The sequence below is a fragment of the Kitasatospora sp. NPDC057500 genome (assembly GCF_042802195.1).
GTDB lineage: Bacteria > Actinomycetota > Actinomycetes > Streptomycetales > Streptomycetaceae > Kitasatospora.
This window is the reverse complement of record NZ_JBHVER010000058.1, coordinates 26,676-40,053: the sequence shown is the minus strand read 5'-3', so window position 1 is coordinate 40,053 and position 13,378 is coordinate 26,676. Positions and strand designations below refer to the sequence as shown.

The following is a 13,378-nucleotide window of genomic DNA, read 5'->3' as shown; positions in this document are numbered from 1 at the left end:
GCCCCCTGCCTTGTCCCCCGGTGTCCCCCGGTGTCCCCGGGGGGAACGCGAAAGGGCCCTCCTCCCGTCTCGGGGAGGAGGGCCCTTCTCGTCGCCGTTCCGAAGGGGCGTCAGGCCGTCGCGGGGGCCTGGGTCGGGACCTTCGCCTCGGCCGGGGCCGGGCTCTCGTCGTAGAGGTCACCGGTCGGGTTGTTGTAGGCGACCAGGTCCAGGGTCTTCTCCCGGGCCGCGACCACGATCGGCACCAGCGCCTGGCCGGCGACGTTGGTCGCGGTGCGCATCATGTCGAGGATCGGGTCGATGGCCAGCAGCAGGCCGACGCCCTCCAGCGGCAGACCCAGGGTGGAGAGGGTCAGCGTCAGCATGACGATCGCACCGGTGAGACCGGCGGTAGCCGCCGAGCCGATCACCGAGACGAAGGCGATCAGCAGGTAGTCCTTGATGCCGAGGTCGATGCCGTACACCTGGGCGACGAAGATCGCGGCCAGCGACGGGTAGATCGCGGCGCAGCCGTCCATCTTGGTGGTGGCGCCGAACGGCACGGCGAAGGAGGCGTACTCGCTCGGGACGCCGAGGCGCTCGGTGACCCGGCGGGTGACCGGCAGGGTGCCGACCGAGGAGCGCGAGACGAAGGCCAGCTGGATGGCGGGCCAGGCGCCCTGGAAGAACTTGACCGGGTTGAGGCCGGCGGCGAACTTCAGCAGCAGCGAGTAGACGCCGAACAGCACCAGCGCGCAACCGAGGTAGACGTCGACGGTCAGCGTCGCGAACGGCTCCAGCAGGTCCCAGCCGTACTTGGCGACGGACTTGCCGATCAGGCCGAGGGTGCCGAGCGGGGAGAGCCGGATGACCCACCAGAGGGCGGTCTGGATCAGTTCCAGCACCGACTCGCTGAGCTTGAGGACCGGCTCGGCCTTGGCGCCGAGCTTGATCACGGCGGCGCCGGCCACGATCGCCAGGAAGACGATCTGCAGGACCTCGACCTCGGTGAACGCGGTGACGATGTTGGTCGGGAAGATCCCGGTCAGGAAGTCGATCCAGCTGCCGGTGGACTTCGGCGGCTTGAGGCCCTCGGTCTTGAGGCTGGTGCCCTCGCCCGGGTTGGTCAGCAGGCCGAGGCCGAGGCCGATGGCCACCGCGATCAGCGAGGTGATCGCGAACCAGAGCAGGGTGCGGACGGCGAGGCGGGCCGCGTTGGTGACGTTCCGCAGGTTCGCCACGCTCACCAGGATCGCGGTGAACACCAGCGGCGGGACGGCGAGCTTCAGCAGCTGGACGAAGATCCGGCCGATGGTCTCCAGGGTGGTGGCCAGCCAGGAGATGTCGGCCGCGCGGGCCAGGTAGCCGAGGCCGACGCCGAGCACGAGACCGGCGACGATCTGGGCCCAGAAGGGGGTCTTGCGGATTCTGGCGAGCACGGACGGCGACGAGGTCGCCTCGGGCGCTGTGGACATGACGGTGCGGCTCCGGGGGAGGCGTTGCTGATGGTGAGGGGAGTGGGGAAGGCGGCACGGCACGCGGGCCGGGCGGGGAGAGGACCGGCCCCGGTCAGGGGCGTGCCGCCTGGATACAGCTCATGGCGCGACAACGGCGCGGGCTGTCCACAGCACCGGACGGACGACACGCGCGGGCGGCGCCGGGCAACGGGCCCGGGCCGAGCGGCGAACGTGCGTCTGAGGTGGTCACGGCCGATACGTTAGCAGTAAAGCTTTGAGATGTTCAAAGTAGTTGTTTGAGTTCCGGACACGATCCGATTGACCGGTCAACAGTTATACGTATAACTTGGTGGCATCTCCCCGCCCACTCCCCTGCCCAGACCGGAGATCCCGCCCATGGGCTACCTCGCCCTGCTCCGCGCCCCGCACGTCGGCCGCCTCCTCCTCGGCACCCTGCTCGGCCGCCTCCCGGCCGGTATGACCGCCCTGGTGATCGCCCTCGCACTGCGCGAGGCCCACGCGCCGTTCAGCCGGATCGGCCTGGCCACCGCCGCGTACGCGATCGCGGCGGCCGTCGGCGGACCGGTGCTCGGCCGGATCGTGGACCGCACCGGGCAGCCGCGAGTCCTGCTGGTCTCCGCGGTGATCGCCGGCGGCGGGTACGCCCTGCTGGCGCTGGCCCCCGGCTCGGCACTGGCCGCCCCGCTCGGCGCCGCGATCGCCGGACTGGCCATGCCCCCGCTCGAACCCTGCCTGCGCTCGCTCTGGCCGGACGTCGTCGAGGAGGAGCAGCTCGACACCGCCTACGCCTTCGACTCCGCCTCCCAGCAGATCCTCTACGTCGCCGGCCCGCTCGCGGTGGCCGGCATCGCGGGCGCGGTCAGCGCGGTCGCCGCGCTCTGGGTCGCCGCGGCGCTGGGCCTGATCGGGGCGACCGTCGTCGCCACCGCCGCACCGGCCCGGGCCTGGCAGGCCCCGCCGCGCGCGCACTCGGCGGGCCTGCTCGGACCGCTCCGCTCCCCCGGCCTGGTCCTGCTGCTGGTCGGCCTGGCCGGCGCCGGCTGGGCGGTCGGCGCGCAGAACGTGCTCTTCATCGCCTACGCCGAGGCCCACGCCGCGGACAGCCTGCCCGGCGGCGCGGGCACCCTGCTGGCGCTGGCGGCGCTCGGCGGACTGCTCGGCGCACTCGCGTACGGCGCGGTGCGGTGGCGCAGCTCGACGGCCACCCGCACCTGGCTGATGGCCCTCGGCATGGCCGTCAGCTACCTGCCGCTGGTGCTGCTCCCCGGACCGGCCGCGATGGCCGGGCTCGCCTTCGTCTCCGGGATCGCGCTGGCCCCGCTGCTGGCGGCGGCGTTCGTCCTGGTCGCCGAGCTGGCCCCGACCGGCACCGTGACCGAGGCGTTCGCCTGGCTGGTCACCCTCTTCGCGACCGGCAACTCGCTCGGCTACGCCGTCTCCGGCCACCTCGCCGAGGGCTCGCTGCGGCCGGTGGCGCTGTGCGCGGCGGGCGGGATCGCGCTGGGCGGGCTGCTGCTGTTCGGCGCCCGCCGCTGGTTCCGGCCGGCCGCCGAGCCGGCCAGGGCACGGCCGCTGCCGACCGAGCCGGTGCCGGTGGGCTGACGCCCGCCTCCCCCTGGACGTGACTGCGCCCGTCGGACCGGGTGGTCTGGCCGACGGGCGCAGTCACTGCTTCATCTCCTTCCCCTCACTCAGCTGTGGCGGCCTCGGCCTCGCCAGGCGATCAGCGCGAGCAGCAGGCCCACCCCGAGCATCGCGGCGGCGATCACACCGATCAGCTTGCCCACCCCGGCACCGGTCCCGGGCAGCTCACCGCCGTGGCTCGGCGAGCGGGTCGGCTCCGGGTGGTTCGTCGACGGGTGGTGCGTCGGCGAGTGCGAGTGGCTCGGCGACGGGATCGGGGTCGGAGCAGGTGTGGGCGTCACCGTCGGCGAGGGGGTCGGCGTGGGTCGGCCGGACTCGAACCGGCGTTCAGTCGGGCCGCGTCGCCGCAGTGGTGGAGGAGCGCCGCACCAGCGCGGTGGCGAGCGGCGGTACCGGTGCGACCGCCTCGCCCCGGAGCAGTCCGGCGAGCGCCGCCACCCCGGCCCGGCCCAGTTCCTCTCCGGGAAGGTCGACGGTGGTCAGCGGCGGGGCGAGCAGCGCGGCCACCGGGACGTTGTCGATGCCGATCACCGAGAGGTCTGCGGGCACCCGCAGCCCGCGCTCGGCGGCGGCCTGGTAGACGCCGGAGGCGACCACGTCGTCGTCGCAGATCACCGCGTGCGGCCGATCGGGGCGGGCGAGCAGCCGGTGGGCGACCTCGCGCGCGGCCGGCTGGCCCTCGTTCAGGCTGACGCCGAGTTCGACCACGTCCAGGCCGAGCGCCCGGGCCGTCTCCTCGAAGGCGGCCTGGCGGACCCGGAAGGTGTACGCGGCGTGGGTGGAGCGCAGCCGGCCGATCCGGCGGTGGCCGAGCCCGGCGAGGTGCTCGACGGCGGCCCGCATGCCACCGGCGACGTCCAGCTCGACGGTCGGCCGGGCCCGGTCGGTGCCGGGGTCGGCGTCCAGGAAGACGACGGGGGTGTCGGCGGGCAGCTCGCCGAGCTGGCTGTCGTCCGGGGAGCAGATCAGCAGGCCGTCGAAGCGGCTGGTGGTGGCGGCCTCGGCGAGCGTGGCGCTCCCCCAGCCCGAGCTGACCACCACCACCAGGCCGTGCTTGCCGGCCTCCTCGTGGACGCCCTCCAGGACCCGGCCGAAGAACGGGCCGAGGATGTTGGGCACGGCCAGCAGGATCATGCCGCTGCGGCCCAGCCGCAGCTGCCGGCCGGCCGCCTGCGGGCGGTAGCCGAGGCTGCGGGCGGCCTCCCGGACGCGTTCGCGCGTGGCGTCGGAGACCCGGCGGCCGGCCTCGGAGCCGGAGAACACCAGCGAGACGGTGGCCTGCGAGACCCCGGCGAGCCGGGCGACGTCCCGGCCGGTGGGACGGCGGACCGGCGCGGGCCAGGTCCCGGCCGCGGGCCCGTCCGACCCGGCGCTGCCCGGTGCGGCGTCTTCCGGTGCGGCGTTCTCCGGCACGGCGGCGCGGGTCAGTTCTGCGGGGCCGAGGCGGCGGGGCCGGTCGCGGAGGTCTTGGCGGCCGCGGCGCGGGCGGCGTCGTCCGCGGCGTCCTCCTCGGCGTTCTGCGCGGCGATCTTGGAGGCGGTCCGGGAGCGGATGCCGTCCACCTTGCCGGAGATCTCGGCCGACATCTCGTCGCGCTGCCGGCTCAGCAGGACGTAGCTGAGCGGGGCGGAGGCGACCGCGGCCAGCAGGAAGAGGAAGACCACGCCCGCCTCGCCGGAGACCGGGATGACCCCGAAGTGCCCGAGCAGCAGCGCGACCAGCAGGCAACCGAGGAAGATGGAGACCCGCATCGAGGTGTACCGGAGCGTGGCGTGCGACTTCTTGCTCACATTGCTGCCCACCGGGGGACACATCCTTCACTGCGCTGGGAACCGGGCCGGTCTCCCAGTGAAGCATGCCCGACGCGCCCGGCGGGGAACGGGTCCCGCCGGGCACCGTCCGGCACCGGTGCGATCAGCGCAGGTCGAGCCACATGATGACGTCGTCGCGGTCGTCCCCGGGTGCGACCCGGATGGTGGCGGGCACCCGGCCGACCTCGACGTAGCCGCTGCGGGCGTAGAACGCCTCCAGGCCGAGCCCGCCCCGCACCTGGAGCTTCAGTCCCTCCAGGCCCCAGCCGCGGGCGATCCGCTCGGCCTCGCCCATCAGCGCCGCGCCGTGGCCGCGCCCCTGGAGCTCGGGGTGGACCATGACCTTGACGACCAGCCGCCAGTGGTCCATCGGGCCGAACCGCATCGACTCGAAGACCAGCAGCGCGGCCAGCCTCCCCGTCCCGGCCTCCCGGGCGATCAGCAGCCGGTCCGGACCGTCCGGCGCCGTCCCGGCGAACTGCCGCTCCCCGGCGGCCCGGACCTCCTCCTCGGTCACCTGGTGGACGAAGCCGACGGCCCCGCCGGCGTTGCTGGCGGCCGTCCACAGGCCGGCGATCTCGGCGTGCAGCGCGGGGTCGAGTTCCGGGTCGAGGGTGAAGCTCAGTGTCATGCCCCCGGAGCCTAGTAGCCCCTTACGACAACGCGGGGGCGGTCCGCTCCGGGGCCCCGGTCCGCAGGGCCAGGCAGAGCAGCACCGCGACCGCGCAGAGCCCGCCGGCCGCGTACCAGGCGAGGTCGTAGTCGCCGAGCGCGTCCCGGGCGAAGCCGGCCAGGGAGGCCACCACGGCGGCGCCGATCTGGTGGCAGGCCAGCACCCAGCCGAACACGATCGGCGCGTCCTCGCCGAAGTGTCGGCGGCAGAGCGCGACGGTCGGCGGCACGGTGGCCACCCAGTCCAGTCCGTAGAAGATGACGAACGCCAGGATCGGCGGCTCCAGCGAGCCCGCGAACAGCTGCGGCAGCACCAGTAGCGAGAGCCCGCGCAGGCCGTAGTAGACGATCAGCAGCCGCCCGGCGTCGAAGCGGTCGGTGAACCAACCGCTCGCCACGGTGCCGATCACGTCGAACACGCCGATCAGCGCGAGCAGGCCGGCCGCCGTGGTGACCGGCAGGCCGTGGTCGTGGGCGGCCGGGATGAAGTGGGTGCCGACCAGGCCCGCGGTGGTCGCACCGCAGATCGCGAAGGAGCCGGCCAGCAGCCAGAACGCCCGGGAGCGGGCGGCCTCCCGGAGCACCCGCAGCGAGCGGACCAGCGCCCCGCCCCCGGCGGCCGGAGCGGGCGGCGGCTCGGTCGCGCCGTAGGGGAGCAGCCCGAGGTCGGCGGGCCGCTCGCGCATCAGCAGCAGCACCGGGACGGCCACCGCGCTGGCCGCCAGCGAGACCACCACGACCGCGGAGCGCCAGCCGTGCTGCTCGACCAGCCAGGCGCCGACCGGCAGGAAGACCAGGTTGCCCGCCGCGCCGGCGGCCGTCAGCACGCCGGTGACCAGCCCCTGCCGGGCCCGGAACCAGCGCCCGGTGATCGTGGTGGCGAACGCGCCTGCCATCGATCCGCTGCCGAGGCCGACCAGCACGCCCCAGCAGAGCACCAGTTGCCAGGGCTCGCGCATCAGCATGGTGAGGCCGGCGCCGACCGAGATCGTCAACAGCGCGCAGACCACCACCAGCCGCACGCCGAACCGGTCCATCAGGGCGGCGGCGAACGGCGCGGTGAGGCCGTAGAGGGTGAGGTTGACCGAGGTGGCGCTGGATATCGTGCCCATCGACCAGCCGAACTCGGTGTGCAGCGCGTCCATCATCAGACTGGGCGTGGAGCGGAATCCGGCCGAGCCGAGCAGCACCAGCAGCGAGACGCCGGCCACCACCCAGGCGTAGTGCACCCGGGGCGCGCGGGCGGGCGCGGGGAGCGTGTCGGCGGGGGCCGGGGTTCCGGTGGGGGCGTCGGTCTCGTTCACCCGGCGAGTCTCCCGACGGCGCGGGCGGACGACGAGGGGCGGGGCTGCCAGCTTCCGCCGGAATCGGGCCAACCGGCGGCGGGAACCGGCCGACCGGGAGCCGAGCAGCGGCAGGGCGGGCCCGGTGGCCGAAATGGACCGTCCGCGGCGGGTGGATCGAATGGCGGCGGGCCGCGCGCACCCCGAGCACGGCACGGCCGGCCGCCATCCGACCTCGGCACACGGGCCCTGAACCCGTGCAACGCTCTCCGCACTCGCCGAGGAGCCAGCGCACGACCGTTCCACGGCCCCCCTGCTGACGTGGTCCCCCTGGACAGCAGCACCGCAGCGGCGTTCGGGTGTTCCCTCGGCGTCCCCTCGCGACGGAGCGCTGCACCCAAGCGTGATCAGTCGGATACGTCACGTCAATGGGTTGTCCGAAATTCGGAATGGTTGCGTCAGCTTTCGGCCCGGCAGCCGGAGGGGCCGTCAGGGGCTGCTCAACGCTTCGCGAGCGCCCCGCAGGCGAGCCGAGCGCCGATCAGGGCCGCGCGAGCCCCACCCCGCAGGCGAGCCGAACGCCGATCAGGGCCGCGCGAGGGCCACCCAGTCGACGGCGGCGAGCGGGTCGGCGGGCCTGGCGTCCGGGCTGATCTCGCACCAGACGCGCTTGCCCGTGCCGTCCGGGTACCAGCCCCAGCGGTCGCAGAGCAGTTCGACCAGCTCCAGGCCGCGGCCGTTGGTGGCGTCGACGTCCGCCCCCGCGTGCCGGGGGGCGGGGGCGACCTGGCTGGCGTCGGCGACCTCGACCCGCAGCGGGCCGACCGTCGCCGCCTCGCGCACCCCGCCGTGCCCGGCGCCGCCCGGGGAGGCGTCCGGCGCGGCGCCCTGGAGGTCGCCCAGCGGGAAGCAGAGCCGCAGCACGGCCGGACAACCGGTGTGCACCACGGCGTTGGTGACCAGTTCGGAGACCACCAGCACCACCGTCTCGGCGATCGGTGCGTCCGGGTCCACCCCGTGGTTGAGCAGCCGCGAGCGGACCCACCGACGGGCCCGGCCGACTTCGGCGGGGTCCGCCTGCACCGCAAGCTGTACCTGAAGAACCTGCACCGCTCCACCACCCGCACTCGCAGTTCGGCCACCGTCTCGGCCGGGCCCCGGTCGCCCGGCCGGCCCGGGCGCGCGCCGGGCCGCCGTCCGACGGGCCGCCGCCCGGCGGGTGACGCCGGTCGCACCCGCCGCCGCACACCCGCGTCACCTCGTCCGTCGCGCACCGGCCGCGACACGAATACGCCTCAGGATGAGTCGGCGGGCGGACCGCAGCAAGCGCTTCGGGCATATTCCAGCGATCGGGGGACAGGGCAGGGCATACTGTCCCGTTCACTCTGGCGAGCCACGGACCGGCGATCGCCCGGTCCGGGCCGACCGGCCCGCGGCGCAGAGGCGAACCTACCGCCGTCCGCCCCCCGCTCCCCGGCCGCCACTCGCGAACCACCCGTGCGACATATGTCCAACCGCCTTCGAACAGCGCAACCGCGGGATCGGCGGCAGATCCCACGATCTGACGATCCGAAGCCCCGGCCTCCTGTTCTTCACCGAATCCACCCGCCGTCCGATTCGCGCGGGATACCGTGGACGCGTCAGCGGTCGGTCCGGCAGGAGGGTGGTGACCGGTGGCCACCACCGACGGCTCCCCCCGCCGGGACGAGCAGCTGCAACGGCGCCTGGCCCGCGGCGAGGAGACCGCCCTCGGCGAGCTGTACGACCAACTCGCCCCGATGGTCCACGGGTTGGCGGGCCGGATACTGGCCGACCAGACCGCCGCGGCGCAACTCACCCGGGAGATATTCGCCCACGTCTGGGAACACCCCGAAGCCTTCGACCCGGCCCGCGGATCGCTCCGCGCCTGGCTCGGCGCGCTGACCCACCGCCGCGCCGTCGACCGGCTGCGGGCCCGCCGCGCCCAGGAGGCGGGCTACGCCGAGGACGCGGAGGACGAGATCCGCGCGGTGGCCACCGCCGCCCGCGTCCAGTACGTGGTCGCCGCCCTGCCCCAACCGCTGCGTGAGACCATCGCCGAGTCCTACTACGACGGCCGCACCTACCAGGAGACGGCCCGCCGGCTGGGGATCAGCGAGCAGGCCGCCAAGCAGCGGATGCGGCACGGCCTGGAGCTGCTCGCCACCGAGCTGGAGCAGGAGCGCGCCCGACACCGCGGCCCCGCCCCGGCGGACCCGGAACGGGCGGACCCGGAACAGGCGGACGCGGACCAGGGCGGCGGGCGGCGGCAGGAGGGCGGGGGGACGTGACGATCACCGACGAGCAGCACGAGGCCCTGCGCTCACTGCTCGGTGCCTGGGCGCTCGGCGCCGTCCCGTCCCGCGAGGCCGCCGAACTCGAAACCCACCTGGCCGGCTGCCCGCCGTGCGCCGAGGAGGCCGAGCGGCTGCGCGAGGCGGCCGGCTGGCTCTCCGTCGAGGAGCCGCTGGACCAGCCCGCCGCGCTGCGCCAGCAGGTGCTCGACTGGTGCCTTGCCCGCCGCCCGGCCGAACTCCCGGTCCCCGCCTGGGGCGTGCCGTACGCCGCCGAGACCGCCAAGCTCGACGCACTGTTGCGCGACCTCGGCCCGGAGGAGTGGCAGGAGGTCGCCGAACTGCCCTGGCACGGCGGCACCGAGTACCTGCGCCCGGCCGAGGTGCTCTGCCACCTCGCCGCGGTGGACGGCTACCTGGCCGTCGCCCTCGGCCTGCCCGACCCCGTCCCGGGCGGCCCCGGGGGCACCGGACCGGGCCGCGCCGGACCGGCGGCCGAACGCCGGGTCCCGCCACAGGAGGCCGTCCTCCCGCCGATCCCCCGGGTGCCGCCGCAGGCCGGCCGGCGCTGGGCCCAGATCACCGACCGCACCGCCCGGCTCACCGCCGAGCAGGCCGGCCAGCCGCCGCAGCGGATCCGCGCCCGGTGGCGCCGGCACTGCCACGAGCTGGTCCGCTCGGCCGCGCTCGCCCCGCAGGGCAACACCCCGGTGGACTTCGGCTTCGCGACCGTCCCGCTCCGGGACGCCTTCGTCGACCGGGCCTTCGAGTGCTACGTGCACGGCGAGGACGTCGCCCGCGCGGTCGCCTACCCGTACGACCCGCCCGCCCCGCAGCACCTGCGGCAGATGATCGACCTGGCCGTGCGGATGCTGCCGCTGGCCCTGGCCGGACAGCGGGCGGCCCGCCCCGAGCTCACCGGGGCACCGCTCGGCGCAGCCGTGCGCGCGGACGGGGGCCGGACCGGCCGCCGGATCCGGCTGGTGATCGACGGCCCGGCCTCCGGCGAGTGGCTGATTCCGCTGGACGGCCCGGACGCGGGCCCGCCCGTCGGCGAGCCGGTGGCCGCGATGGTGCTGGACGGACTGGAGTTCTGCCAGCTGGCCGCCGCGCACCGCGACCCGGACCGGCTGCCGGTCGGCGAGCACGGCGACCGGGCCGCGATCCGCGAGGTGCTGCACGCGGCGACGCTGCTCTCCCGCCCGTAGGGCGCCGTCGGTCAGGCGAAGACCACGGTCCGGGTGCCGTTCAGCAGCACCCGGTGCTCGCTGTGCCACTTCACCGCCCGGGCCAGCGCCTGGCACTCGACGTCCCGGCCGAGCGCGACCAGCTGGTCCGGGGTGACGTCGTGGGTCACCCGGGCCACCTCCTGCTCGATGATCGGGCCCTCGTCGAGGTCGGCGGTGACGTAGTGCGCGGTGGCGCCGATCAGCTTCACGCCCCGGGTGTGCGCCTGGTGGTACGGCTTGGCGCCCTTGAAGCTCGGCAGGAAGGAGTGGTGGATGTTGATCACCTTGCCGGAGAGCGCGGTGCACAGCTGGTCCGACAGCACCTGCATGTAGCGGGCCAGCACGACCAGCTCGACGTTCTCCTCGGCGACCAGGTCCAGCAGCTGCTGCTCGGCCTCGGCCTTGTTCTCCCTGGTCACCGGGATGTGGTGGAACGGGATGCCGTAGCCCTCGGTGAGGTCGCGGAAGTCGGTGTGGTTGGAGACCACCGCGGCGATCTCCACCGGCAGCGCGCCGATCCGGGTGCGGAACAGCAGGTCGTTCAGGCAGTGCCCGAACCGGCTCACCATGAGGACGATCCGCAGCTTCTCGTCGCTCGGGTGGATCTGCCAGTCCATCCCGAACGAGGCACCGATCGCGGCGAAGCTCGCCCTCAGCTTGTCGACGGTCACCGGCTCGGCGGCGGAGAAGTGCACCCGCATGAAGAACAGACCGCTGTCCCCGTCACCGAACTGCTGGCTGTCGATGATGTTGCACCCGGTCATGAAGAGGTAGCTGGAGACCGCGTGCACGATGCCCTGCTTGTCGGGGCAGGACAGCGTGAGGACGTACTGGGCGCTGGCCGGCTGCTGTTCCACGGTGGGGGTATCCCGTCCTGAGCTCGTGCTGGTGTGAATGCTCCAGCGTGTCACACTCCGGAAGGCCCCCCTCCGGCTGCCCGCACTGCGGGACGGGCCGCCCAGGACCTGGGCGGCACCCCGCTCAGACCCGGGTCAGGATCCGCAGCACGTCCAGCGAGCGCGGCGGCGCGTCCGGGTCCTCGCCGTCGTTGACGGCCAGCTTGACGTGCGCCTCGCGGGCCGCCCTGACCGCCTCCGGCCAGCCGTGGTGCTCCAGGTACGCGGAGGTCGGGGCGTCCGCGCCGACCTCGTGCAGGATCCGCACCACCCGCAGCACCGCGACGTCCACCAGCGTGGCCTCGGCGGAGTCCCGGAAGATCGTGCCGACGTACTTCTCGGCCGACCAGCGGTCCAGCCAGGTGTCCTCGACCAGGCGGTAGACGGCGTCGGTGACGTCGCCGTACTCCTCGCGGCCGGCCAGCCAGGCGTCACGCTGGAACCCGGGGTCGGAGAGCATGTGCAGCGCCGAGCGGAGTCGGGCCCGCCAGCGCCACCAGGGCAGGTCGTTGAGCGGCATGCCGCCCATCGTGCTGGAGCGGTGGCCCGGACGAGAAGGGTTTCGGGCAGACCGATACGAAGATTCTGTGCTGGCGGACATGGGGAACGATCGTACGTTCCCCCACCGTTCGTACTCCACTCCCGATCTACACGCGTTCCCCCTCGGAGTTCCACCCCCGTTTGCCGGCTGTTGGCTGGACGGCCCTCTCGGCTTGCGGCACCGGGGATTGGCTGGAGCCGGTGCGCAGCACAGCGCCCAGGGAGGGAAAGACCGATGACCAGCCGTAGGGGCTCGTCCCAGGCCATGCACCCGATCGCGGGACGGCGCCGCCGGCGCCCGATCGCCGCCGCGGCGACCGTCGCCGCGTTGCTCCCAACCCTCTTCTCGGCCTCCGCGTGCGGCGGACCGGCCGATGCCGCCACCGGCAGCGGCGAACTCACCGTGATGACCTGGGCGCCGTCCGGCACCGGCTCGGCCGACCGCCCCGGGATGACCGACCTGGCCGAGGCCATCGGCCGGGACATCAACGCCAAGGGCGGCCTGCACGGTCGCCAACTGCGGGTGATCACCTGCAACGAGCACAACACCGCCGCGGGCGCCACGGCCTGCGCGCAGCAGGCGGCGGACGCCAAGGCGGTCGCGGTGCTCGGCTCCTACAGCCAGTACGGCGACGACTTCATGCCCGTCCTGGAGCGGGCCGGGATCCCGCTGATCGGCGGCTACGGCCTGTCCCAGCTGGAGTTCAGCAGCCCGCTGTCCTACCCGGTGGGCGGCGGCATGCCGGCCCTGATCGGCGGCAGCGGCCGGCAGCTGGTGGAGGCCGGCTGCAAGGCGGTCTCGCTGATCCGCCCGGACACCCCGGCCGGTGACAACCTGCTCGGCTACCTGGGCAACGCGCTCAAGCCGGCCGGGATCAAGCTGCTGGACGTCAAGGCCCCGGAGAAGTCCAACGACTACTCGCCGGTGGCCCGCAAGGCGATCGGCGGCGACCAGCCGGGCAACTGCGTCACCAGCGCGCTGGGCGCCGAGCCGACCGGCAACCTGCTCGACGCCTTCCGCCGGACCGGCGCCAAGAACACCCGGATCGCCTCGGTGATCGGCAGCGTGCAGCAGTCGGTGGTCGACTCCACCGGCGGCGACACCGGCCCGCTCGCCGGCGCCTTCGTGACCGGCTGGTACCCGCCGGAGTCGGCCAAGATCTGGGACGGCCTGCGCGCGGTGATCCGCTCCAACGCGGCCGACCGGCACATCGACGCCGCCGACCCCGGGGTGCAGACCACCTGGGTGGCCTTCGAGGTGTTCCGCCAGGTCGCCGACCGGCTGGCCGCGGCCGGGCGCCCGGTCTCCAGCAAGACGATCACCGCGCTGCTGGACAGCGGCGAGCAGATCGACGTGGGCCTCACCCCGCCGCTGAACTGGGCGACCACCAACATGCTGCCGAGCACCGAGTCGCCCCGGCTGGTGAACACCTGGGTCACCTACCAGGAGGTGAAGGGCGGGCAGCTCACCCTGCAGCGGCCCGGCTTCGTGGACGTGCGCTGGGTGCTCACCGGGGGCAAGCCGCCGGCCTGA

At 74.2% G+C, this 13,378-nt stretch carries 13 protein-coding genes; 4 read left to right on the top strand and 9 right to left on the bottom strand.

Going from position 1 to position 13,378, the window contains the following annotated elements; all coding sequences use genetic code 11:
- Positions 1-110: 110 nt before the first annotated feature.
- Complete coding sequence (locus tag ACFU74_RS15385) at positions 111-1,454, bottom strand: dicarboxylate/amino acid:cation symporter (RefSeq protein WP_380756614.1); 1,344 nt, start codon at positions 1,452-1,454, stop codon at positions 111-113.
- A gap of 378 nt (positions 1,455-1,832) precedes the next feature.
- Between ACFU74_RS15385 and ACFU74_RS15380 the strand changes: the two genes are divergently transcribed.
- Complete coding sequence (locus tag ACFU74_RS15380; protein ID WP_380756612.1) at positions 1,833-3,059, top strand: MFS transporter; 1,227 nt, start codon at positions 1,833-1,835, stop codon at positions 3,057-3,059.
- Between the two features lie 89 nt (positions 3,060-3,148).
- On the opposite strand, the gene ACFU74_RS15375 is transcribed toward ACFU74_RS15380, so the two are convergent.
- The 6 genes from ACFU74_RS15375 to ACFU74_RS15350 form a co-directional block, all read right to left on the bottom strand.
- A complete protein-coding gene (locus ACFU74_RS15375) occupies positions 3,149-3,382 on the bottom strand; it encodes a hypothetical protein (protein ID WP_380756610.1) in 234 nt (77 codons plus the stop codon).
- Positions 3,383-3,428: 46 nt separating this feature from the next.
- Positions 3,429-4,514, bottom strand: coding sequence for a LacI family DNA-binding transcriptional regulator (locus ACFU74_RS15370; RefSeq protein WP_380756608.1), 1,086 nt, complete (start codon positions 4,512-4,514; stop codon positions 3,429-3,431).
- Positions 4,515-4,525: 11 nt separating this feature from the next.
- Positions 4,526-4,903, bottom strand: coding sequence for a DUF4229 domain-containing protein (locus ACFU74_RS15365; RefSeq protein ID WP_380756606.1), 378 nt, complete (start codon positions 4,901-4,903; stop codon positions 4,526-4,528).
- A gap of 112 nt (positions 4,904-5,015) precedes the next feature.
- A complete protein-coding gene (locus ACFU74_RS15360) occupies positions 5,016-5,543 on the bottom strand; it encodes a GNAT family N-acetyltransferase (RefSeq protein WP_380756604.1) in 528 nt (175 codons plus the stop codon).
- 22 nt (positions 5,544-5,565) lie between these two features.
- Positions 5,566-6,888, bottom strand: coding sequence for an MFS transporter (locus ACFU74_RS15355; RefSeq protein ID WP_380756602.1), 1,323 nt, complete (start codon positions 6,886-6,888; stop codon positions 5,566-5,568).
- A gap of 564 nt (positions 6,889-7,452) precedes the next feature.
- Positions 7,453-7,977 carry an ATP-binding protein gene (locus ACFU74_RS15350; RefSeq protein ID WP_380756599.1) on the bottom strand — a complete coding sequence of 175 codons (525 nt, stop codon included), beginning with the start codon at positions 7,975-7,977 and terminating at the stop codon, positions 7,453-7,455.
- A 563-nt stretch (positions 7,978-8,540) separates the two neighbouring features.
- On the opposite strand from ACFU74_RS15350, the gene ACFU74_RS15345 reads away from it, so the two are divergent.
- Together ACFU74_RS15345 and ACFU74_RS15340 are read left to right on the top strand one after the other, a co-directional pair.
- Entirely contained in the window at positions 8,541-9,176 is a 636-nt protein-coding gene (locus ACFU74_RS15345) for a sigma-70 family RNA polymerase sigma factor (protein WP_380756597.1), read from the top strand.
- The gene (locus ACFU74_RS15340) at positions 9,173-10,387 is read left to right on the top strand and encodes a zf-HC2 domain-containing protein (protein ID WP_380756595.1); all 1,215 of its coding nucleotides are present in this window, start codon (positions 9,173-9,175) and stop codon (positions 10,385-10,387) included. The genes ACFU74_RS15345 and ACFU74_RS15340 overlap by 4 nt, the downstream gene beginning before the upstream one ends.
- A gap of 11 nt (positions 10,388-10,398) precedes the next feature.
- Here the strand turns inward: ACFU74_RS15340 and purU are convergent, their stop codons facing one another.
- Together purU and ACFU74_RS15330 are read right to left on the bottom strand one after the other, a co-directional pair.
- On the bottom strand, positions 10,399-11,265 hold the full coding sequence (gene purU, locus ACFU74_RS15335) for a formyltetrahydrofolate deformylase (RefSeq protein WP_380756593.1): 867 nt from the start codon (positions 11,263-11,265) through the stop codon (positions 10,399-10,401).
- Between the two features lie 124 nt (positions 11,266-11,389).
- Positions 11,390-11,905 carry a hypothetical protein gene (locus ACFU74_RS15330; RefSeq protein ID WP_380756591.1) on the bottom strand — a complete coding sequence of 172 codons (516 nt, stop codon included), beginning with the start codon at positions 11,903-11,905 and terminating at the stop codon, positions 11,390-11,392.
- Positions 11,906-12,079: 174 nt separating this feature from the next.
- On the opposite strand from ACFU74_RS15330, the gene ACFU74_RS15325 reads away from it, so the two are divergent.
- Positions 12,080-13,378: an ABC transporter substrate-binding protein gene (locus ACFU74_RS15325; protein ID WP_380756589.1), complete on the top strand. Its 1,299-nt coding sequence runs from the start codon at positions 12,080-12,082 to the stop codon at positions 13,376-13,378.